This window comes from Kerstersia gyiorum, assembly GCF_048595715.1.
GTDB classification, from domain to species: domain Bacteria; phylum Pseudomonadota; class Gammaproteobacteria; order Burkholderiales; family Burkholderiaceae_B; genus Kerstersia; species Kerstersia gyiorum.
Genome location: NZ_CP169556.1, coordinates 197,895 through 219,723, shown reverse-complemented (window position 1 = coordinate 219,723; position 21,829 = coordinate 197,895). Strand labels below are relative to the sequence as shown.

The following is a 21,829-nucleotide window of genomic DNA, read 5'->3' as shown; positions in this document are numbered from 1 at the left end:
ACAGGCGCCAGCCGCCAGGCAGCCGGCGCCCCGTGCCAGGGCTTATTTGTAGACCGGCAGGCGGGCCGTCAGCTCGCTGACGCGCGCGCGCACCTTGGCGATGTTATCGGCGTCATGCGGATTGTCGAGCACGTCGGCGATCAGGTTGGCGGTCAGTTCGGCTTCAGCCTCGCCAAAACCACGCGTGGTGATGGCCGGCGTACCCAAACGGATGCCGCTGGTAACGAACGGCTTTTCCGGATCGTTGGGAATGGCGTTCTTGTTCACCGTGATGTGGGCCTGGCCCAGCACTGCTTCGGCTTCCTTGCCGGTGATGCCCTTGGCGCGCAGATCAACCAGCATGACGTGGCTTTCGGTACGGCCGGACACGATGCGCAGACCACGCTTGACCAGCGTTTCCGCCATGACCTTGGCATTCTTGACGACCTGGGCGGCGTAGTCACGGAAGGAAGGATCCAGCGCTTCCTTGAAAGCCACGGCCTTGGCGGCAATGACGTGCTCCAGGGGACCCCCCTGGATGCCGGGGAAAATTGCAGAATTGACAGCCTTTTCGAATTCGGCCTTCATCATGATCACGCCACCGCGCGGGCCGCGCAGCGACTTGTGCGTGGTAGACGTCACGAAGTCGGCGTGCGGTACCGGGTTAGGGTACGCGCCACCGGCGACCAGGCCGGCGTAGTGGGCGATGTCGACCATCAGCAGCGCGCCATTTTCATGAGCGATGCGGGCCAGGCGCTCGAAGTCGATGTGCAGCGAGTAGGCGGACGCGCCAGCCACGATCAGCTTGGGCTTGTGTTCGCGCGCCAGGGCTTCGACCTGTTCGTAGTTCAGGACTTCATTGGCATCCAGGCCGTACTGATGGAAGTTGTACAGTTTGCCGGAGGAATTGACGCTGGCGCCGTGGGTCAGGTGGCCGCCTTCGGCCAGGCTCATGCCCAGGACGGAGTCGCCCGGCTTCAGGACGGCGTTGTAGACGCCCTGGTTGGCCTGGGAGCCGGAATTGGGCTGCACATTCGCCGCTTCAGCGCCAAAGAGTTCCTTCAGGCGGTCGATGGCCAGCTGTTCGACGATGTCGACGAATTCGCAACCACCGTAGTAGCGCTTGCCGGGATAACCTTCCGCATATTTGTTGGTCAGCTGCGTACCCTGGGCCTGCATCACCGCCGGGCTGGCATAGTTTTCCGAAGCAATCAGCTCGATGTGCTGTTCCTGGCGGACGTCTTCCTTCTGGATGGCGTCCCACAGTTCGGGGTCGACCTTATCAAGGGTACGGGTGCGATCAAACATTTGGGGGTCCTGAGCTCAATAGCGTGAAACACGAAGAAGCTATTTAGTTTACCCCGCCAGGCACTGCAAAATGCATCATCAGGCAGCGATCGGCCATAAAAAAACCCTGCTTGTGTGCCAAACTGCCACGTTTGCCCGCACGCGGCAAAAAAAGCGCATGCAGGACTTGAGCATCACTCATGCAAGGGCCCGGGCACACCGCGCAGCGGCATCCGCCCTGGGCCCGGGCGGCCTGGCATCAAGATGCCGGCGGGCCGATGCGCACAGGCGCAAGCGCCGGATTCAACGTGAAGGTTCCAGTCCAGGAGGCACTGTCGAGCACGTGGCCGTCCATTGCCTGCTGCACGTCCTTGCCGTCGAAACGTTCCGGCAGCGCCAGCGTTTCGACATCCAGCGCATACAGCGTAAACACATAGCGGTGCACGCGCGCGTCGTTCCATGGCGGGCACGGACCATCGTAGCCGTAATAATCGCCAGACATGTCGGGGTCGGCCGCAAACCAGCCGGTATAGTCGTTGATCCCCTGGCGCACGCCGGCGATGTGGGTTTGCGGACCGCTCTTGCCGCGGGCACTGATGCCATTGGAAAAATGGCCTTCCTCAAGCGTGCGGAAACGGGCAGGCAGATCGACCAGCACCCAGTGGAAGAAATCCGTGCGGGGCAGATCGGCAGGCACAAGGCGGTCGGCCACGTTGACATCGTCGGGAACAGTGGGGACGTCGGGATCGACGCACAGCAGCGCGAAGGACTTCACGCCTTCGGGGACATCGCTCCATGTGAACTGCGGGTTGAAGTTATCCGCCAGCTCTACCCTGGATTTGACATCCATTTTGCCGAAGGCATAGTGCTCCGGGATCGGTGCGCCGTCAGCAAAGGAAAGACTTGCGAGTTTCATGGGAACAGCTCCTCGTGGAATGGCTGGACGCCGGCCTGGACAAATACGACTGCGGCTTCAAGAAGGCAACCCGGGTTGCCACGGCGCCGCCCAGCACTAGGAAACAAACGATGCGCCCCGCACCATGGCGGTTCGCCAGACCGCGTAAAAATCAAGCAGCCGTAACGTTATCCTACAGCAAAACCTTCTTTTTTATCGTAAAAAAGCTGTCATTTTGCAGGTAAAAATCAGCATCAGAAATCCGGCCCAGCCCCCATGCATACTAGGAAAAATCCTAGGAAAAACCTGGGCTGCACCGGCAAAAAACCTAGAATCAGGCAAGAAAAACCCGGCTCCATTCCTGAAGAATGGGCCGGGTTTTTCCTAACGCGGCCTTCCCTGACGACGTGCCGCGCGCCATGCAGGCGTCGGCCAGACCAGCGCCCGCTACCCGGGCAGGCGGCGTCGGCTCAGGCTGCGACCAGCGTGACGCGTGCGAAACGGCGCTTGCCCACCTGGATCACGTACTCGCCTGCCGCCAGCGTCAGGGCGCGGTCTTCGACCCGCTGGCCGTCCACGCGCACGCCACCCTGCTCGATGTTGCGGTTGGCCTCGGTGCCCGACGGCACCAGGCCCGCTTCACGCAGCACCTTGGCAATGCCCAGCGGAGCGCCGGCAATGGTGACTTCCGGCATGTTCTCCGGGACGGCGCCGTCCCGGAAACGTGCGTCGAATGCCTCTGCGGCGGATTCGGCCGCGGCCGCGCCATGGAAGCGCGCCACCAATTCGCGGCCCAGCAGCACCTTCACATCGCGCGGATTGCGGCCGGCGTCGACCTCTGCCTTCAGCGCCGCGATTTCGTCGAGCGACAGGAAGGACAGCAGCTCGTAGTACTTCCACATCAGCGTGTCGGAGATCGACATCAGCTTGCCGAACATGGAGTCAGGCGCTTCAGTCACGCCGATGTAGTTGCCCTTGGACTTGGACATCTTCTCGACACCGTCGGTACCGACCAGCAGCGGCATGGTCAGCACGCACTGCTGCGCCATGCCATATTCCTTCTGCAATTCGCGGCCCACCAGCAGGTTGAACTTCTGGTCGGTTCCGCCCAGCTCCATGTCGGCCTTGAGCGCAACCGAATCGTACCCCTGCAGCAGCGGGTAGATGAATTCGTGCACCGAGATGGGGATACCGCCCTTGAAACGCTTGGTGAAGTCGTCGCGCTCCATCATGCGGGCCACGGTATAGCGCGACGCCAGTTGAATCAGCCCGCGCGTGCCCAGCGAATCGCACCATTCCGAGTTGTAGCGGACTTCAGTGCGCGAACGATCCAGCACCAGGCTGGCTTGCGAATAATAGGTTTGGGCGTTGGTCTCGATCTGCTCGCGCGTCAGCGGCGGGCGGGTGCTGTTGCGGCCGCTGGGGTCGCCGATGGTGGCAGTGAAGTCGCCGATCAGGAAGATGACCTTGTGGCCCAGGTCCTGCAGCTGACGCAGCTTGTTCAGGACGACGGTGTGGCCAAGGTGGATGTCGGGCGCGGTAGGATCCAGCCCCAGCTTGATCCGCAGCGGCTCACCCGAGGCACGGCTCTTTTCCAGTTTCTGAGCCAGTTCGGATTCAACCAGCAACTCATCGCAACCGCGGCGGATGATCTTCAGATCTTCCTGAGTTTGGGGGGAAATTGTTTCAGAAGATGAGGACATTGGGTAAATGGTAGCCTTGGCGGCTGTAAGCATGTTAAAAAAGGCTAAATTCAAGGTGTTATCGCACCTTGTCGCGCAATTCTCCCGGCAATCATAACGCGCCAGGAGATTTCTGCTTCGCAGTCTCCCCTCGAATTTATTCTGGCAGCCTGGCCAACTCGCGGGAACTTCTCCTGGAGCCACTTGGTCTGCCATGCATTGTTCCCAAACCTTGGCAATAGGGCTCCAGCGATGACCGGCAGGTCTCCCGACACGCAAAACAGGCTACGGACTCTCCGTTCTTCCGGATCGAGCCAGCCACGCAACAACTTCTCCAGCCGCTTCCGCCGTGTCGCCCTCTTGGGCGCGTTCGCCATGTTCGGCGCGGCCGCAGCCATCGGCATGGTCCAACCCAGCAAGGATAACAGCGTTCAGGTGCAGCAGCGCATGCTGCGCGAAACCCTGCCGCTGACCCTGGATGCTTCGGCCGCCGAAGCCGCCGAAGCCGATTTCGTCCATGAAACCCGCATCCGCAGCGGCGATACGCTGGCGCAAGTGCTCAAGCGGCTCAATATCGACGAACCCGGCCTGCTGGCTTTCCTGACGCACAACCCGGACGCGCGCAGCATCTACCGCCTGTATCCCGGCCGTTCGTTGCAAGCCTCGCTGGACGAGAACGGCCAGTTGAACTGGCTGCGCTACATCCACACACCGCAAACCACGGAAAACAACCAGCCGGTCACCGCTCTGCTGGAAGTCCGCCGCGCCGATGACGGCTTCAGCGCGGAAGAACTGAAAGTCACGCCCGAGCGCCAGGTACGCGTCGGCATGGGCGAAATCCGCAGTTCGCTGTTCGGCGCCACCGACCGCGCCGGTATCCCTGACGGTGTCACCCAGCAAATCGCCGAGATCCTAGGCAGCCGCATCGACTTCCTCAAGGACATCCGTCAGGGCGACCAATTCCGTGTCGTCTACGAAGCCCGCATGTTCGAAGGCAGGCCAGTCGGCTCCGGCCGTGTGCTGGCGGTCGAGTTCTCCAACCGCGGCAAGCAACACAGCGCTGCCTGGTATTCGCCCAATGACGACGAACGCGGCAACTATTACGACTTCGAAGGCAACAGCCTGCGTGGCGCCTTCCTGCGCACCTCGCTGAAATTCAGCCGCATCAGCTCCACCTTCGGCATGCGCCAGCACCCCATCCTGAACAAATGGGTAGGCCACAAAGGCGTGGATTACGCTGCCCCCAGCGGTACCCCCATCCACGCAACCGGCGATGGCACCATCAGCTTCGCTGGCTGGCAGAATGGTTATGGCAATGTCATCATCATCGAACACGCTGGCGGCTACTCGACGGTATATGCCCACCAAAGCCGCCTCGCCGCAGGCATGGCCAAGGGGCGTCGCGTCAGCCAGGGCGAGATGATCGGCTATGTCGGCTCCACCGGCTGGGCAACCGGCCCGCACCTGCACTATGAATTCCGCGTCAAGGGCGTTCCCGTCGACCCACTGTCGGCGTCGCTGCCTGTCACACAGAAACTGACTGCTGCAGAGATCCAGGCCTTTGCCCGCGCCACCGCACCTTACCAGGACCAGATCCGGATGCTGGCCCAGTTCCAGCAGAACATGCAGGAACTGCCCGGCACCCAGGTCGCTTCCGCCAACTGATTCATGACCTTTCCCACACCCGACGCCCGCGCCCGCCGCGGGCGTTATTACATCGGCATCATGTCCGGCACCAGCCTGGATGGCGTGGACGTCGTCCAGGTCGAAATCGACGACGCCCGGCAGTTGCGCCTGATCGCCCACGCCCACCAGGCCTACCCGGCCGCCTTGCGCGACGAACTGCTGGCGCTCAACCAGCCTGGCGAGAATGAAATCCACCGCGCCGAAACAGCTGCGCTGCAAATTGCGCAATCCTATGCCCAGGCGGTCGCCGCCGTGCTTTACCTGAGTGAATCGGACGCCAGCGACATTGCTGCCATCGGCGCCCATGGCCAGACGGTACGGCACCGCCCCGATATCGGCTACACCGTGCAACTGAACGCCCCGGCCCTGCTGGCCGAACTGACCGGCATTCCTGTCGTGGCAGACTTCCGCCGCCGCGATATTGCCGCAGGCGGCCAGGGCGCGCCGCTGGTGCCGGCATTCCATGCCGCGCTGTTCCAGGCCGACCACCCCCGTGCGCTGCTCAATCTTGGCGGCATCGGCAACCTGACCCTGCTGCGGCCCGGCGCCGACCCGGTCGGCTTCGACACCGGCCCGGGCAACATGCTGCTGGACCTCTGGTGCCAGCGGCACACCGGCCAGCCCTATGACGCTGGTGGCGCCTGGGCCGCCAGCGGCCAGTGCCAGGATGCATGGCTGGCCTACCTGCTGGAGAGCGAACCCTGGCTGCGCCTGCCACCACCGAAATCCACCGGACGCGACCTCTTCAGCGCCAGCTGGCTGGACAGCCGCCTGGCCGCCGCAGGCAACGCCAGTGCCGCCGACATACAGGCCACGCTGACACAACTGACCATTTCGACCGTGCTCGAGGCACTGGCCCGGCACGCCCCCGACACCGAAGAACTGATCGTCTGCGGCGGCGGCGCGCGCAACCTGCATCTGCTGAGTAGCCTGACCCGGCAGGCACCCTGCTCTGTCAGCGCCAGCGACGCCTACGGCGTCGACCCCCAGCACATGGAAGCCATGGCATTCGCCTGGCTGGCCTGGGCGCACCATCACGGCATTGCCGCCGGCCTGCCCTCCGTGACCGGAGCCCGCCATCGCAGCATCCTGGGCGCCTGGCACCCAGCCTGAGCCAGCCACAACGGCAGGAAAACCCGCATCGTCATGGCGGTGCGGGCCTCAGCCCGCGCTTGCAAGGCATGCCCCCAATGCCCCGGCCGCAACGCCTGCCGGCCTCCCTCGTGACCTCACCATGCAAAAAGCCCTGCCACCCTGACTTGCCACCACAGGGAGGGAGAGTCAGAGTATGCAGGGCTTTACACCGTTGCATCCCTCGGGACGCCAGGTGAAAACTGATTTGTACCGAGTTCGCCCGAGTCAGGGCACTGCGACGGAAGACAGCGGCAAACCAGGGCCTCCCGGCAGACAAGCCGCCGGGCCCGGGCCCTTCATTACACCGAGAACGACGAACCGCAACCGCAGGTCGTGGTGGCGTTCGGATTGCGGATCACGAACTGCGCGCCTTCGATGTCTTCCTTGTAGTCGATTTCGGCACCGACCAGATACTGGAAGCTCATGGGGTCGACCAGCAGCTGCACACCGGCCTTTTCCAGGATGGTGTCGTCTTCGGCCACGTCTTCGTCGAACGTGAAGCCATACTGGAAACCCGAGCACCCGCCACCTTGCACGAACACGCGCAATTTCAGGTTGGCGTTGCCTTCGTCGATGAGGAGATCGCGCACTTTTTCAGCGGCGGCATCGGTAAAGATAATGGAAGCAGGCGGTGCCTGCAGATCGGTGACTTCGGTCACTGCGCTCATTTGCTGACTCCTGGCGGCCTGCTGGGGCCGCGAGATGGCCGGCACAGAAACACCGGCGGACGCTTTACTATAACGCAGCGCTACGGGGCTAGCCAGAAATACACCCATAGATGGCATTGCTATTGCCCGCGCTGCAACACTCTGCGGCCGGCCCATCAAGGCGCCGCAACCGCCTCCAGCTCCACGCGATAGGCCGTCTTGACCGCACCGCCTTCCAATACCTGCACCGTTACGGATTCAGGCACGAAACCGGCAGGAATCCACAGCACGCCCTTGGCGCTCAGGTACTGGTCGAAACTCAACTCATGCTCTGCTGCATCATCCGGCGCATCCGGGACCGGCTGGCCGCCTGGCTCTGCCTGCATGGGCCGCAGCTCTCGGGTGGCCGCCTTGCCGTTATCCAGTCCCGTCGCCATAAACCGCAGGTTGCCCTGGAACGGCGCATCGAACTTGCCATTGCGCATCAACAGCACGCGATACTGCAAGGCACTGCCAAAACGTTCGAAGCTGGCGGAACGGATATCCACCGACCCACCCGGCCCCGACGGCAGCAGCTGCTCGAAAAACGCCAGGCGATCCCGCTCGGCGCCCAAATCCCGTTGCAAGCCGGTCAGCTGCTCTTCCAAACGCTGGCGGGCCGCCCGCTCCACGGCCAGCTCGCCGTCACGTGTCGCCAATTGCGAACGCAACAAGGCCAGCTCTTCCATGTTACGGACCAGCACTTCGTCCGGTTCAAGCAAGGCACCCGCACCCTGTACCGGCGACTGGGGACGAGCCTGCGCCCAGAACCAGCCGCCAGCCACGCCCGTCACCAGCCCCAGCACCAGCGCCAGGACAATTGCCAACGCCGGTGCACGGCGCGCGCGCGCCCGGTGGCGAGCCGCATGCGGCGCGTGGGCCTTGCCCGGTTTTCGCTTACTGGTTGGCACGATAGGCCATCAAGGCAGGATCGCCACGTGTTCCAGTCCTGCCGTTTCCGGAAAACCGAACATCAGATTCATATTCTGCACTGCCTGGCCGGAAGCGCCCTTCACCAGGTTATCCTGCACGACCAGAATAATGAGCTGGTCGCCATTGCCCGGACGCTGCACGGCAATACGCAACTTGTTCGACGCCCTGACAGTACGGGTTTCCGGCAGCTGGCCGGCAGGCAGGACGTCCACGAACGGTTCGCCCGCATAGCGTTCCTCGAACAGCTTCTGGAAATCGACCTCGCGTGCGCCCGGCAGGATGCGTGCGTAGATGGTCGAGAACATGCCGCGGATCATGGGCACCAGATGCGGCACGAACGTCAGCTTGATCAGGCTGCCATGCAGGCGCGACAGTTGCGCTTCGATTTCCGGCTGGTGGCGATGCCCCGCCACGCCATAAGCCTTGAAGTTATCGCTGGCCTCGGAAAACAGCAGCGGAATCTCGCCCTTGCGGCCTGCGCCGGTCACGCCGGACTTGCAGTCGGCGATCAGGCTGTTGGTGTCGATCAGGCTCAGGCCGCCTTCCAGCAACGGTGCCAAACCCAGGATGACGGTCGTGGGATAACAGCCGGGATTGCCGATCACCCGCGCCTCGCGGATGCCTTCGCGGTCCAGCTCGACCAGTCCATAGCGCGCCTCCGCCAGGACATCCAGGCAGGAATGCGACATCTTGTACCATTTCTCGAACATGGAAGGATTCTTCAGGCGGAAGTCCGCCGCCAGGTCGATGATGCGTACCCCGGCGTCCAGCAGCTCGCGTGCCTGGTTCATGGCCACGCCGTGCGGGGTTGCGAAAAACACCACGTCACACTTGTTCAGCTCGGCCTTGTCCGGCGAACTGAAAGCGATATCGACATGACCGCGCAGATTGGGATACATATCCGCCACCAGCAGGCCGTCTTCCTTGCGAGAGGTAATGGCCTTGAGTTCCACATGCGGATGGCGCGACAGCAGACGCAGCAATTCCACGCCGGTGTAGCCAGTACCGCCAACAATACCGACCTTGATGCGTGCAGGTGCGGTTTGAGCCATGTCGAAATCCTCTCGTAATACGGGTTCTTCTGAAACCATTGATTCTATCGCTTCTGGATGAGACCCCCGGTACTTTTTCCAAGTTCCCCGGTTTCTCCCCATTGCACCTGCCCCGCCCCCATCATCGTCCGGCCCAGCCGCCCCGCAGCCAGGTCAAAGCGGTCAAGCCGTACCGAAGGACTGAGGTACTGAGGGGCTGAGGTACTGAGGGGCTGAGGTACTGAGGTACTGAGGGGCTGAGGTACTGAGGTACTGAGGTAAAGATACATCAGCCTTACTTTTTTAAAACCCCGGCCATCGCCAGCCGCTGCACGCAACGATTGCAAGCGCCCAGGCTGGCCGTCCGGGCTGGCGCAGTGGAGCGTGCCGGTGTTCGGGGCGGGAACGGGGAACCGAGGGCACACATGTCTGAGCGGCATGCTTGCGGACAGTCCGGTGGACTGTCCGCGCCGCGAGTTGTGTGCCCGCCCCGTTCCCGCCCTGAACGCCGGGCAGTTCCGGCGCAGCCGGAACCACGCGATCTGCGCGGGCCCGGGCGGCTGGCCTGGGCGCGGCTTAGCAAGACGCCCTCTGCCCCTCTGCCCAACCCCAAACCCAACCGCCAAAGCATAAAAAAACCCCCGGCTGCCAAAACAGCCAGGGGTTTTTTCGCCTGCCCATACCGCTCCGAAAAGCGGCAAGGACAAAAACGCATCAGCGCTTGCTGAATTGCTTGCGGCGACGGGCCTTGTGGAAGCCGGTCTTCTTACGCTCGACTTCACGCGCATCGCGGGTCACCAGGCCAGCCTGGGACAGTGCGGGCTTCAGCGTTGCATCGTAGTCGATCAGTGCGCGGGTAATACCGTGACGCACTGCACCGGCTTGGCCGCTTTCGCCGCCGCCATGCACGTTGATGTGGAAATCGAAAGATTCCAGATGGCCGGTCAGCACCAGCGGCTGACGCACGACCATGCGGCCGGTTTCACGAGCGAAGTATTCGTCAACAGCCTTGCCGTTGACCACGATCTTGCCCGAGCCCTTCTTGAGAAACACGCGAGCCACCGAAGTCTTGCGGCGGCCGGTGCCGTAGTTCCAGTTACCGATCATGGCCTTTCCTTAGATTTCCAGCGGCTGCGGCTGTTGCGCGGCGTGCGGGTGCTCGGCACCGGCGTACACCTTCATTTTCTTGATCATGGCGTAGCCCAGAGGACCCTTGGGCAGCATGCCCTTGACGGCCTTCTCGAGCGCACGGCCCGGGAAACGCTGCTGCATCTTCTCGAAATTGGTTTCGGTGATGCCGCCGGGATAGCCCGAGTGACGGTAGTAGCGCTTGTCCAGCGCCTTGTTGCCGGTCACGACGATATCTGCCGCGTTAACGATGACGATGTAATCGCCGGTGTCAACGTGAGGCGTGAATTCCGGTTTGTGCTTGCCACGGAGGCGGCGTGCGACTTCGCTGGCCACACGACCCAGGACCTTGCCCTTGGCATCAATCACGAACCAGTCACGCTTGACTTCATGCGGCTTTGCCACAAAGGTCTTCATGATCTGTTCCTAAAATCAAATGAAATCCGGTCAGGCTGGGCCACCATTGGCACATACCCCGCGCGCCGTTCAGGACACGCCCGGAAAAGTTCAAAATCACGCTACGCCCCCGACCCCGAACGCAAAGCTCAGGAATACCGGCTTGTGCAGCGTGCTCTCGCCAAAGCGTTGTCAACCGCCCGTGCGAATTCCCTGCCAATGAAGGCAGAAACCCGCGAGTTTAGCATGAAAAATCAGGAACCTGCCACTGCCATGCGGTCGATCAGAATCGAACCACTGGTTTTCGCGCCACGCGTGATGGCATCCGCACCCACGGCAACGATGCCCTTGAACATCTCCAGCAGGTTTCCGGCAATGGTGATTTCTTCTACGGCGTGAACAATCTCGCCGTTCTCGACCCAATAACCGAAAGCGCCACGGGAATAATCGCCGGTCACATAATTCACGCCCTGGCCGATCAACTCCGTCACCAGCAGGCCGGTGCCCATCTTCTTGAGCATGGCACGGAAATCATCCGTTTTACGGGTGCGCGAGGAACGCAGCACCAGATTGTGCGAGCCGCCCGCGTTGCCTGTAGGCGCCAGCCCCAGCTTGCGCGCCGTATAGGTGGACAGGAAATACCCCTGCAACACACCGCTTTCCACGACCCGGCGGGCACGCGTGCGCACGCCCTCGTCATCAAAGGCCGCACTGCCTGCCTGGCCGGGCAGGAACGGATCTTCGTCGATACGGATATGGCGCGGGAACAATTGCTTGCCCATGCCATCAAGCAAAAACGAAGCCTTGCGGTACAAGGCGCCGCCACTGGCCGCGCGCACCATGGCGCCCATCAGGCCCAGCGCCAGCGGCGCCTCGAACAACACAGGATAGTTCCCGGTGGGAATGCGGCGCGCCGACAGGCGCGACAATGCCCGACGGGCCGCATACCTGCCCAGCGCCTCGGGGTCGGCCAGATCCGCCGGGTTCAGCACCGCGCTGTACCAGTAATCCCGCTGCATGCTGTTGCCGCGCCCGGCGATGGGCGCCACGGACAGGCTATGGCGCGAATAGGGATAACCCCCCATGAAGCCGCGCGTATTGCCGAGCACGAAATGCCCTTCGCTGGCATTGATCTGCGAGCCGTCGCTATTGGTGATCATCTTGCTGACCGACCGCGCCGCCTGTTCGGCCTGCAAAGCCAGTCGGGCCGCCTCGTCGGCGTCCAGCGCCCAGGGATAATGCAGCTTCAGATCCGGGAAATCCGTCGCCAGGTCTGCGGCCTCCGGCAAACCGGCGGCATCGTCCTCGCCGGTATAGCGGGCAATATGCCAGGCCGCCTCGACCGCGGCGCGTATCGCCTGCGGCGAAAAATCCGAGGTACTGGCCGATCCGCGCCGTTGCCCGGCATAGACCGTCACGCCCAGGGAGCGGTCACGCGTCTGCTCCACGGTTTCGACGTCGCGGCGCCGCACGGACACGCTCAAGCCCTGGCTTTCGGAGACTTCGGCCGCCGCATCGCTGGCGCCCAGGCTGCGTGCGTGGCTCAGGGCCAACTCGACCAGTTCGCGGAACAATGCCTGATTCGCGGCAATCGGTAAAAAATTCGAAGAAGAATCTGCCATGACTTTCCCATACGCTGAGGCGGGTATCATAGCCAAGTCGCCGCCTGCATGACGAAGTTTCGTCGGCCTGCCGCCATTCTTTTTCATTTGCCTCATTCAGGATTTCCCCATGTGCCCGCCCGCCCACAACACGACAGACGAGTTCGACGAGGAGGATCTGTCCCCCAGCAAATCCCAGGTCAAACGTGAAATGCACGCTTTGCTAGACCTGGGCAAAACGCTGATCGAACTGCCTGTTGACCGTTTGAAACAACTGCCGCTGTCCGAATCGCTGTATGAAGCGATCCGGGCCGCTCAGCGCATCAACAGCCATGGTGCGCGCCGGCGCCAGACCCATTACGTCGGCAAGCTGATGCGCGACGCACCCGCTGATGCCATCCGCACCCAGCTCGACATCTGGGCCAACGGTTCGCGCGAGCAGACCGCCGGGCTTCACCGCATCGAACGCCTGCGCGACCGCCTGATGCTGGATGACCAGCCGCTGACGGACCTGCTGGCCCGCCACCCAGGCGTGGACGTCCAGGCGCTGCGCGCCCAGCTGCGCGCCGCCCGCAAAGAGGCCGCCGCCAACGCTGCGCTGCCCGAAGGCCGCGAACCGCAACGCAAACACTACCGGGCGCTGTTCCAGGCGCTCAAGACACTGCTCGACGCCGAGCAGCCTGCCGCATCTTCCGAACCCGATACAGAATCATGACTTCCGCTCCTGCATTACTGGATACCGTCGAACTCGAAACTGCAGCCAACCCCACCCACGCCGTCATCTGGATGCACGGCCTGGGCGCGGACGGCAACGATTTCGCGCCCATCGTTCCGCATCTTTCCTGGCCTGGCGCACCAGCCATCCGCTTCGTGTTCCCGCATGCGCAAGTGCGCCCCGTCACGATCAACGGCGGCATGCCCATGCGCGCCTGGTATGACATTTTCCAGATGGCTGCTGGCGTACGTGAAGACCATGCGGGCATACACCAGTCGGCCGGGCAAATCGAAGCGCTGATCGCCCGCGAACATGCCCGTGGCATTCCCAGCGCCAATATCGTGCTGGCCGGCTTTTCGCAAGGTTGCGCAATGACACTGCATACCGGCCTGCGCTATCCCGAGACCCTGGCCGGCCTCATCGCGCTATCCGGCTACCTGCCCCTGGCCGATACCCTGGCCGAGGAACGCAGCGCCGCCAACCAGCAGACGCCCATCTTCATGGCGCATGGCACCCAGGACCCGATCGTCATTCCGGCCCGCGCCGAAACCTCGCGACGCATTCTGGACAGCCTGGGCTACCAGATCGAATGGCGTACCTACCCCATGCCGCACTCGGTCTGCCCGCAGGAAATCGCCGACATTGCCGTCTTCCTGAAAACAGTGCTGTCCGCCCAATAGCGCCTCCCCCGGGGCAGCCCGCTGCCGGAGCCAGCACTGCCAGCCCCGGCGCGATCAGAGCGCCGGCGCCGGCCGCAGCCCCAGCCAGACCCGACGCATGGTCGGGTCCTCGGCATCCACATCATTGACAAAGCCCAGGCTGGTCATCAGGCTCAGCATAGGACGGTTGTTGGCCAGCACCAGCCCGTCTATGTATTCCAGTCCCTGCGCGGCTGCAGCCTCTATGAGCGTTCCCATCAGTTCACGGCCCAGCCGGCGCCGCTGCCAGTCGTCGGCCACGACCAGGGCATACTCCGCCCCACGCCCGTCGGCATTGCGCAGGTAATGGGCCAGGCCGATGATGATTTCCATTGGCAGGCCCCGGTTCGCCGGATTCGGCACGCGTGTGGTCGCCACCAGCGCGAACTCGCGGTGATAGTCGATCTGCGTGTAACGGGCCAGCATGCGCGGCGTCAGTTCCCGCATCATGGAAACGAAGCGCATGTAGCGTGTCTCTTCCGACAGCCCGCGAATAAAGGCCTGCAGCGGCTCGGCATCGTCCGGACGGATGGGACGGATTTCCCACGGCGCACCATCCGCAAATTGGCGCTGGCGCACCCATTGCGCAGGGTACGGATGAATGGCCATATGCGGATAGCCGCTGGCCGCCGGACGCGCCTCGGCGGGCGCCTGTGCCAGGCGAATGCGCATGCCGCCAGCGGTCAGGCCGGCATCACCGATATATAGCGGGTCGATATCAATTTCCACCACATCGGGCAATTCCGTCACCAGGTCGGAAACCTGCTCCAACGCCACCCGCAGCGCCTCCTCGGCAGAAGGGCTGATATGATCGCGCAGCACCCGCTGCCACAGACGGCTGCGCTCCATCAATTGACGGGCCAGGAAAGCGTTCAGGGGGGCCAGATCAGCGCCCCGGTCCGGCGCCTGCATGACCGCCGCCGCGCCCCCGGCCCCGAGGCTCAGCACCGGGCCGAAACGGCAGTCGGTACGCACACGGATGGCCGCTGGCGGCTCCATGGCATCTGCCGGCGGTTCACATCCCACATAAGGCCCGGCGACCGGCACGCGGAAGGCTCGCAGCAAGGCCCGGCACTCCGCCGGCTCCAGTTCCTGGCGCGCCTGGGCACGGGCGGCGGCAACCACCCGCTCGGCGCCCTCGATATCCGGGGCATCACCGTGCTGCTCGGGCGGCTGCGTCTGCACCAGCAATTGCTGGTTGTAGTGATGCGTGGCCAGCACGCCGAAGGCATCGGCCGCAGATTCCGGCGTACGGAACGCGGGGGTGCCCGCATCGTCCATGAGGCGCCGCAAAGGCCGCATGCCGGCATCCCCCATCAGGCAGGTGATGACGGGCTTGCGAGCCTTGGGCGCCAGTTGCGCCAGCCGGCCCACCACCCCTGCCAGGTCCGAGCGTCCATCCGGTGCAAGCAGCACCAGCACGCCTTCGACATTCGCGTCGTCGAGCAGGCATAGCAGCAAGTCGCCGATGCGGTCCGGCGTCAACGGAGCATAGGTGATCACCGGATTGGCCGGACGCGCGGCAGGCTCCAACAGTTCGGCCAGCCGCTTGCGCGTGGCGGACACCAGATCGGCCGGCAGCACAGCAGCAGCCGGCCCCATCAAATCCAGCGCCAACTGGGGCGGCCCGCTGCCATTGGACAGCAGTGCAACGCTGCGGCCGCGTGGCCGGCGCGCATAACCCAGCACTTTCAAGGCCGAAAACAACTGCACGAAATAACGCACGCGCACCGCGCCGGCACGCCGCAGGGCCGCATCGAAGGCGTTATCCGCCCCGGATGCATCCAGCACCCGGCCGGCCTTGAGGACAACCACCGGCTTGACCATGGCCGCAGCACGCAGCGCACTCATGAATTCGCGGGCAAAGCCCACGTCTTCGACATAAAGCGCAATGCTATCGGTCCAGCCGTCGCCGGCCAAGAAGTCGAGCACCTGCGGCAGGCCGATGACTGCCTCGTCGCCCAGCGCCACGGCCACGGAAAATCCAATGTGCGCATCATCGGCCCAATCCATCACCGCCGCCATCAAGGCGCGCGATTGCGTGACCAGCGCAACCTTGCCGCGCCGCGCCAGGATAGGGTGCTGGCTGAGGTTCAGGCCGGCATGCGGGCGCTGCACGCCGAAGGCATTGGGGCCCAGCAACGCACACTGGTTGCGCGTCGCCCATTCGCGGCACAGGGCGGCCGTGGCGGCGGGGTTAGGGTCGGCTTCATTGGAAGGCAGCAGGATAGCTGCGCAGGGGCGGAAGGCTTCCAGCCGCGCCAGTGTTTCCGGCAGAATCGACGGCCGCACACCGACCAGGGCCAGGTCCAGGCGCCCGCCGGGCGCCAGGCCACAGAGCGCTTCCGGCAGCACCGGCACTACGCCCGGCGTGCACTCCACCCAGGTCACGCGGTCGCGCAAATTCACCGGCAAGCTCTGCATGACGGGCAAAACGCTGTCGGCCACAACCAGCAACGTACGCGGATCAAACAGCGGAGCAATGAGATGACGCAACATAGTGAGTGGCGCTCCATTAAAATGATACGGATACCATAACCCTACACGCACTCACGGCTGCATGAAAGCAGTATTAGCTCCATGCCGCCTGCGCCAGCCATGACCACACCCGTACGTACCCGTTTCGCACCCTCCCCCACTGGCTTCCTGCACCTGGGAGGCGCCCGTACCGCCCTGTTTTCCTGGGCTTACGCCCGCCATCATGGTGGCACCTTCGTATTGCGCGTCGAAGACACGGACCTGGAGCGGTCCACGCCGGAAGCGGTGCAGGCCATCCTGGACGGCATGCGCTGGCTGCAACTGGACGCCGATGAGGGTCCGTTCTATCAAATGCAGCGCATGGACCGCTACCGCGAAGTGCTGGCCGGCATGCTCGCCGCCGGCACGGCCTACTACTGCTACAGCAGCCCGGAAGAAGTGGAAGCCATGCGCGAGGCTGCGCGCGCCCAGGGTTTGAAGCCGCGTTACGACGGCACCTGGCGCCCCGAGCCCGGCAAGACCCTGCCGCCCGTGCCCGAAGGCCGCAAGCCCGTGATCCGCTTCCGCAATCCGCAGGAAGGCGAAACGAGCTGGAATGATATGGTCAAGGGCCCCATCCGCTTCGCCAATACGGAACTGGATGACCTCATCATCGCGCGCCCTGACGGCACGCCGACCTACAACTTCTGCGTCGTCGTCGATGACCTCGACATGAACATCACGCACGTCATTCGCGGCGATGACCACGTCAACAACACCCCGCGCCAGATCAACATCCTGAAAGCGCTGGGCGGCACCGTGCCGGAATACGGTCACCTGCCCATGATCCTGGGCCCGGATGGCGAGAAGCTTTCCAAGCGCCATGGCGCGGTCAGCGTCATGGAATACGACCGTGACGGCTACCTGCCAGAAGCCATGATTAACTACCTGGCCCGCCTGGGCTGGAGCCATGGCGACGACGAGCTTTTCACCCGCGAACAATTCGTCGAGTGGTTCGACCCCAGCCACCTGTCGCGCTCCGCGGCGCAATGGGATCCGAAGAAACTGAACTGGGTCAATGCCCATTACATCAAGCAGACACCCGACGCAGAACTGGCGAAGCTGGTTGCGCCACGCATCGCAGCCCGAGGCGGCAAGGCCGACGCCGACAATCTCGAGGCCGTCATTGCGCTACTGAAAGACCGCGCCGAAACGCTGGAACAGCTGGCCGATGGCGCCATGCTGTTCTGCGGCCCGCATGAACCCGCACCGGCCGAGCTGGCGCAGGAACACCTGGGCGACGACAACCGCGCCCTGCTGCGTGACTTTGCCGCCCTGCTGGCCGACACGCCCTGGCAACGCGAAGCCCTGAATGCACAGGTCAAGGCGTTCATCAAGGAACGTGGCCTCAAGATGCCACAACTGGCCATTCCCCTGCGCGTCGCGGTCGTTGGACGCACCCAGACGCCCTCTATCGACGCCGTGCTGGAACTGCTGGGCCGCGACACGGTGCTGGGCCGCCTGGCGCAACTCTGACCTGCCACGAACCTGGCCTTTGCCCCCGCTGCATGCATGCCTTCCTCCTCACACAGCACCCGGAAATACGGGTGCTGTCCCGGCATGCAACCGGCCTCGGCACATGCCTGGCCAGCCGCCGTTGGCACCACAGATTTTCATCGCGCCAACGGCGGCCAGACAGGCAGCACGAAAGGCAGCATTCACGCCAATCGGGGGCTGACGTTGCGTGTGAAACCACACTGTCAGAAAAGCACGGGTGGAAATTGGCTGCAAACATCCCAATTCCCGCAAATTCCCCTATGATTGAGGTATTTCCGGCCCCGCACCGATCGGCTACGAACTTGTCTATCACCACGCCCGTGTCTGGCACGATCTTCCCGACAGCCGTTTCCCTGCCTGCCTCCATTCAAGGGCAGGTGCACCGCATCGCTCATACCTTCGTGACAGGCGCGATGCCCATTTCCCCATCCCCGACAGATTTCCATCGTGGCAGGCAATCCATCACCTGCCAGCGCCATTTGAAATGTCTCGCGCAAACCGTGCGGGCCATATCAAAGGGTCGCACGATGTTCATTGGCATTTCCCCGGCTCGCAGCCTACCCATGCGCGCAGAATTCGCCAATGAATTTTCCGGGCAGATAAATGCCGCCCTGACCGGCAGTTACTGCGCGCGTTGAAGTTCTGGGAACCCTGAGAGAACCTAAGGAGCAATACCATGGCAACAGCCACCAAGACTGCGGCAAAGGCAGTCAAGAAAACCACTACCAAGAAAACTGCCGCCCAGGCTGCCGCCGTCCCCGCGACTGCACAGGCCACTACCCAGCCGGCTGCTGCCACCCCTGCTGTGAAAACACCGGCCAAGAAGGCTGCGGCAACCAAGGCGCCCGCCAAGAAGGTTGCTGCCAAGGGTGCTGACGCTGCTACCGCCAAGGCCCCGGCCAAAGCGGCTGCGAAGCCCGCTGCCAAGGCTCCTGCCAAGGCCGCACCCGCCAAGAAGGCTGCCGCTGCCAAGAGCGCCGACACCGCTGCTGCCACCAAGGCCCCGGCCAAAGCGGCCGCGAAGCCCGCTGCCAAGGCTCCCGCCAAGGCCGCACCCGCCAAAAAGGCTGCCGCTGCCAAGAGCGCCGACACGGCTGCCGCCGCCAAGGCCCCGGCCAAAGCGGCCGCGAAGCCCGCTGCCAAGGCTCCCGCCAAGGCCGCCCCCGCCAAGAAGGCTGCCGCTGCCAAGACTGTCGACACCGCTGCCGCCGCCAAGGCTCCGGCCAAAGCGGCCGCGAAGCCCGCTGCCAAGGCTCCCGTGAAGGCTGCGCCCGCCAAGAAGGCTGCTGCCGCCAAGAGCGCCGACACGGCGGCTGCCACCAAGGCCCCGGCCAAAGCGGCCGCGAAGCCCGCTGCCAAGGCTCCTGCCAAGGCCGCCCCCGCCAAGAAGGCTGCCGCTGCCAAGAGCACTGACACGGCTGCTGCCACCAAGGCCCCGGCCAAAGCGGCCGCGAAGCCCGCTGCCAAGGCTCCCGTGAAGGCTACGCCCGCCAAGAAGGCTGCCGCTGCCAAGAGCGCCGACACGGCTGCTGCCGCCAAGGCTCCGGCCAAAGCGGCCGCGAAGCCCGCTGCCAAGGCTCCCGCCAAGGCCGCACCCGCCAAGAAGGCTGCCGCTGCCAAGAGCGCCGACACGGCTGCTGCCGCCAAGGCTCCGGCCAAAGCGGCTGCGAAGCCCGCTGCCAAGGCTCCTGCCAAGGCCGCCCCCGCCAAGAAGGCTGCCGCTGCCAAGAGCACTGACACGGCTGCTGCCACCACCAAGGCTCCGGCCAAAGCGGCCGCGAAGCCCGCTGCCAAGGCTCCTGCCAAGGCCGCCCCCGCCAAGAAGGCTGCCGCTGCCAAGAGCACTGACACGGCTGCTGCCACCAAGGCTCCGGCCAAAGCGGCCGCGAAGCCCGCTGCCAAGGCTCCCGTGAAGGCCGCGCCCGCCAAGAAGGCTGCTGCCGCCAAGGCGCCTGCCAAGAAAGCTGCGGCCGCAAAGAGCACCGACACCGCTGCCAACGCCGCGCCTGCCGCCGAAGCCGCTGCCAGCAAGATTCCGGTCGCGCCGGCCGACAAGCCTGCCGCCAAGGCCAAGGCTGCCACGGCTGCCAAGCCTGCCACGGCCGACGGCAAAACCGCCAAGCAACCTGCTGCCGTCAAGAAGCCTGCTGCCAAGAAAGCAGCTGCCAAGAAGGCCGCTCCGGCGCCTGCGGTGACGGAAGCCACGCCGGCCAAGACCGGGAACAACCCGGCCAGCGCCTGGCCGTTCCCGGTTGACGACCGCCCCGCCGACAAGCGTTAAGCCAGTCCCGAGACGGTAGCCTGAGCCCGCCTTGTGACGGGCCTGGCCCCGGCAAGCGCACCCTTTACCAGGGTGCGCTTTTTTTTGCACGAAAACGCAATGACTCTCACTTAAACTGGCGCCTGGCACCCCGGAGCTTGGCGCGCAGCCATCACATCGTGCGACAATAGCGCTCCGGCAACACTGCCATCGCAGTCAATACGCGATAGGCGCCGGAGGGCATCACCTTTGTGCGCCCTCCTGCACAAAATCGCCTTGCCCGCGCGCCAGGCCCAGGATACCCAGCGTCCGGCCGCCCGCCCCCCACCGTAATTTCAGGTTTATCCATGATCGGCGAAATCATTCACTTCCTGCTCGACATTGCAGCCATGCTGCTGGGCGCTGCCTTGCTGGCACGCGCCTGGATGCTATTTGTCCGTCTGCATCCTTTCAACCCCATCCACCAGGCCGTCTCCCAGGTAACCCAATGGATGGTGCAACCCCTGCGCGCTGTCTTTCCCTTGCGCGGACGCATCGACTGGGCCAGTCTCGCCGCTGCCTGGCTGGTTGCACTGATCTATTGGCTGCTAGTGATCTGCCTGGCGCTGCAAGGCCTCCCCACCCTCGGCATGTTGCCCTCTCTTCTTGGCGCCGCCATCGTGACGGTCGTGAAATGGGGCTTCAATCTGCTGGTATGGCTGACGCTGATCCAGGCCATCCTTTCCTGGGTCAACCCGCTGGCGCCCGTCATGCCCGTCCTGCGCACCATGACGGACCCATTGCTGGAACCCATCCGCCGCGTGCTGCCCACGCCGGGAGGCATGGACTTCTCGCCGCTGGCCGTCCTCTTGGGCGCCCAGATCTGCGTGATGATCCTGACCCGCATCAGCTACCAGTTACTCGCCTTCTGACAAGCGCTGGTTGTCGCCAGCCACGCCTGGAAGACGACCACAAACCTACTGCCATACAAAAAATCCCCCTGCAGGCCTGTTAAGGCCCTGCAGGGGGATTTTTCATGAACCACCCCGGGAAGATTTTTACCCGAGCAGCCGCCCGGGGCCGGCATACAGCGTCATTGCCCTTGCGGCAATCCGCCCATGCTCCGGCACCCGGAAGCCATGTTCATTACATGGGCGCAACACGCGTCGGGCCGGCGCCACTGATGACCTGCACACGCTGGCCAACGCTCAGGGGCACGTCGTCTTCCTGTGCAATGACGCGGGTTTCGCCGTTATCCATATGGACGGTGATTTCCACGCCATTGCGGGTGTTGACGCCCTTTTCGACAGCATTGCCTGCGAGCGCGCCCAGGATGGCACCGCCAACCGTCGCAATGGTGCGGCCACTGCCACCGCCGATGGTATTGCCTACGACACCGCCCAGCGCACCGCCAGCCAGCGTGCCAACAGCCGAAGGGTCATCGGATTGCAGCGTGATCGGACGCAGCTTCTGCACCGTGCCATTGCGCACGATCTGTTCGCGCTGGGCCTGACCATAGGAATAGACGGAACTGGATGCCCGCTGCGTCGAGCAGCCTGCCAGGATGGCCAGGGCGGCTGCAACAGCAACCACGGCCACGCCACGACGGGCGCCGGTACGGGAAGAAACTTGAACTTGTGCCTTAGCCATGATGTCGCTCCTAATGTCACCGCCAGCCGGCCGTCATGCCCGGTGGCATCGCGGCAGCCCGGTATCCGGCAAATG

At 63.9% G+C, this 21,829-nt stretch carries 19 protein-coding genes; 8 read left to right on the top strand and 11 right to left on the bottom strand.

Features of this window, described 5'->3' with window-relative positions:
- Positions 1 to 42: 42 nt before the first annotated feature.
- The 3 genes from glyA to tyrS form a co-directional block, all read right to left on the bottom strand.
- Entirely contained in the window at positions 43 to 1,287 is a 1,245-nt protein-coding gene (gene glyA / locus ACEW7X_RS00905; protein WP_068372675.1) for a serine hydroxymethyltransferase, read from the bottom strand.
- 238 nt (positions 1,288 to 1,525) lie between these two features.
- On the bottom strand, positions 1,526 to 2,182 hold the full coding sequence (locus tag ACEW7X_RS00900; RefSeq protein ID WP_068372678.1) for a YbhB/YbcL family Raf kinase inhibitor-like protein: 657 nt from the start codon (positions 2,180 to 2,182) through the stop codon (positions 1,526 to 1,528).
- A 449-nt stretch (positions 2,183 to 2,631) separates the two neighbouring features.
- Positions 2,632 to 3,864, bottom strand: coding sequence for a tyrosine--tRNA ligase (tyrS, locus tag ACEW7X_RS00895; protein ID WP_068372681.1), 1,233 nt, complete (start codon positions 3,862 to 3,864; stop codon positions 2,632 to 2,634).
- A gap of 354 nt (positions 3,865 to 4,218) precedes the next feature.
- Here tyrS and ACEW7X_RS00890 point away from each other — a divergent pair, with 354 nt between their 5' ends.
- A complete protein-coding gene (locus ACEW7X_RS00890; protein WP_253103375.1) occupies positions 4,219 to 5,508 on the top strand; it encodes a M23 family metallopeptidase in 1,290 nt (429 codons plus the stop codon).
- 3 nt (positions 5,509 to 5,511) lie between these two features.
- Positions 5,512 to 6,642 (top strand): anhydro-N-acetylmuramic acid kinase, encoded by a 1,131-nt coding sequence (locus ACEW7X_RS00885; RefSeq protein WP_130486273.1) that lies wholly within the window; start codon positions 5,512 to 5,514, stop codon positions 6,640 to 6,642.
- 320 nt (positions 6,643 to 6,962) lie between these two features.
- Here ACEW7X_RS00885 and erpA read toward each other — a convergent pair whose 3' ends face one another.
- The 6 genes from erpA to pmbA all read right to left on the bottom strand — a co-directional run bounded on the left by erpA (position 6,963) and on the right by pmbA (position 12,459).
- Complete coding sequence (gene erpA / locus ACEW7X_RS00880) at positions 6,963 to 7,331, bottom strand: iron-sulfur cluster insertion protein ErpA (RefSeq protein WP_068372697.1); 369 nt, start codon at positions 7,329 to 7,331, stop codon at positions 6,963 to 6,965.
- A gap of 155 nt (positions 7,332 to 7,486) precedes the next feature.
- Positions 7,487 to 8,260 (bottom strand): DUF6776 family protein, encoded by a 774-nt coding sequence (locus tag ACEW7X_RS00875; RefSeq protein ID WP_127772953.1) that lies wholly within the window; start codon positions 8,258 to 8,260, stop codon positions 7,487 to 7,489.
- Between the two features lie 9 nt (positions 8,261 to 8,269).
- A complete protein-coding gene (gene argC / locus ACEW7X_RS00870; protein WP_253103374.1) occupies positions 8,270 to 9,334 on the bottom strand; it encodes an N-acetyl-gamma-glutamyl-phosphate reductase in 1,065 nt (354 codons plus the stop codon).
- A 693-nt stretch (positions 9,335 to 10,027) separates the two neighbouring features.
- Positions 10,028 to 10,420, bottom strand: a complete 393-nt coding sequence (gene rpsI, locus ACEW7X_RS00865) for a 30S ribosomal protein S9 (protein WP_068372703.1) — start codon at positions 10,418 to 10,420, stop codon at positions 10,028 to 10,030.
- Between the two features lie 9 nt (positions 10,421 to 10,429).
- On the bottom strand, positions 10,430 to 10,858 hold the full coding sequence (gene rplM, locus ACEW7X_RS00860) for a 50S ribosomal protein L13 (RefSeq protein WP_068372705.1): 429 nt from the start codon (positions 10,856 to 10,858) through the stop codon (positions 10,430 to 10,432).
- A gap of 233 nt (positions 10,859 to 11,091) precedes the next feature.
- Entirely contained in the window at positions 11,092 to 12,459 is a 1,368-nt protein-coding gene (gene pmbA / locus ACEW7X_RS00855; protein ID WP_127772952.1) for a metalloprotease PmbA, read from the bottom strand.
- A 109-nt stretch (positions 12,460 to 12,568) separates the two neighbouring features.
- Here pmbA and yjgA point away from each other — a divergent pair, with 109 nt between their 5' ends.
- Both yjgA and ACEW7X_RS00845 read left to right on the top strand, forming a co-directional pair.
- Positions 12,569 to 13,153 carry a ribosome biogenesis factor YjgA gene (gene yjgA, locus ACEW7X_RS00850; protein WP_068372713.1) on the top strand — a complete coding sequence of 195 codons (585 nt, stop codon included), beginning with the start codon at positions 12,569 to 12,571 and terminating at the stop codon, positions 13,151 to 13,153.
- On the top strand, positions 13,150 to 13,833 hold the full coding sequence (locus ACEW7X_RS00845; RefSeq protein ID WP_068372716.1) for an alpha/beta hydrolase: 684 nt from the start codon (positions 13,150 to 13,152) through the stop codon (positions 13,831 to 13,833). The genes yjgA and ACEW7X_RS00845 overlap by 4 nt, the downstream gene beginning before the upstream one ends.
- Positions 13,834 to 13,887: 54 nt before the next feature.
- Here ACEW7X_RS00845 and ACEW7X_RS00840 read toward each other — a convergent pair whose 3' ends face one another.
- The gene (locus ACEW7X_RS00840; protein WP_420177497.1) at positions 13,888 to 16,350 is read right to left on the bottom strand and encodes a GNAT family N-acetyltransferase; all 2,463 of its coding nucleotides are present in this window, start codon (positions 16,348 to 16,350) and stop codon (positions 13,888 to 13,890) included.
- A gap of 99 nt (positions 16,351 to 16,449) precedes the next feature.
- Here ACEW7X_RS00840 and gltX point away from each other — a divergent pair, with 99 nt between their 5' ends.
- The 4 genes from gltX (at position 16,450) to ACEW7X_RS00820 (ending at position 21,036) form a co-directional block, all read left to right on the top strand.
- On the top strand, positions 16,450 to 17,844 hold the full coding sequence (gene gltX, locus ACEW7X_RS00835) for a glutamate--tRNA ligase (RefSeq protein ID WP_068372723.1): 1,395 nt from the start codon (positions 16,450 to 16,452) through the stop codon (positions 17,842 to 17,844).
- Between the two features lie 281 nt (positions 17,845 to 18,125).
- Positions 18,126 to 18,503 (top strand): hypothetical protein, encoded by a 378-nt coding sequence (locus ACEW7X_RS00830; RefSeq protein WP_068372725.1) that lies wholly within the window; start codon positions 18,126 to 18,128, stop codon positions 18,501 to 18,503.
- Positions 18,504 to 18,541: 38 nt separating this feature from the next.
- Entirely contained in the window at positions 18,542 to 20,146 is a 1,605-nt protein-coding gene (locus ACEW7X_RS00825; RefSeq protein ID WP_420177496.1) for a hypothetical protein, read from the top strand.
- Between the two features lie 326 nt (positions 20,147 to 20,472).
- Positions 20,473 to 21,036, top strand: coding sequence for a YggT family protein (locus tag ACEW7X_RS00820; protein ID WP_127772947.1), 564 nt, complete (start codon positions 20,473 to 20,475; stop codon positions 21,034 to 21,036).
- A gap of 214 nt (positions 21,037 to 21,250) precedes the next feature.
- On the opposite strand, the gene ACEW7X_RS00815 is transcribed toward ACEW7X_RS00820, so the two are convergent.
- Positions 21,251 to 21,754 carry a glycine zipper 2TM domain-containing protein gene (locus ACEW7X_RS00815; protein WP_068372729.1) on the bottom strand — a complete coding sequence of 168 codons (504 nt, stop codon included), beginning with the start codon at positions 21,752 to 21,754 and terminating at the stop codon, positions 21,251 to 21,253.
- Positions 21,755 to 21,829 lie beyond the last annotated feature (75 nt).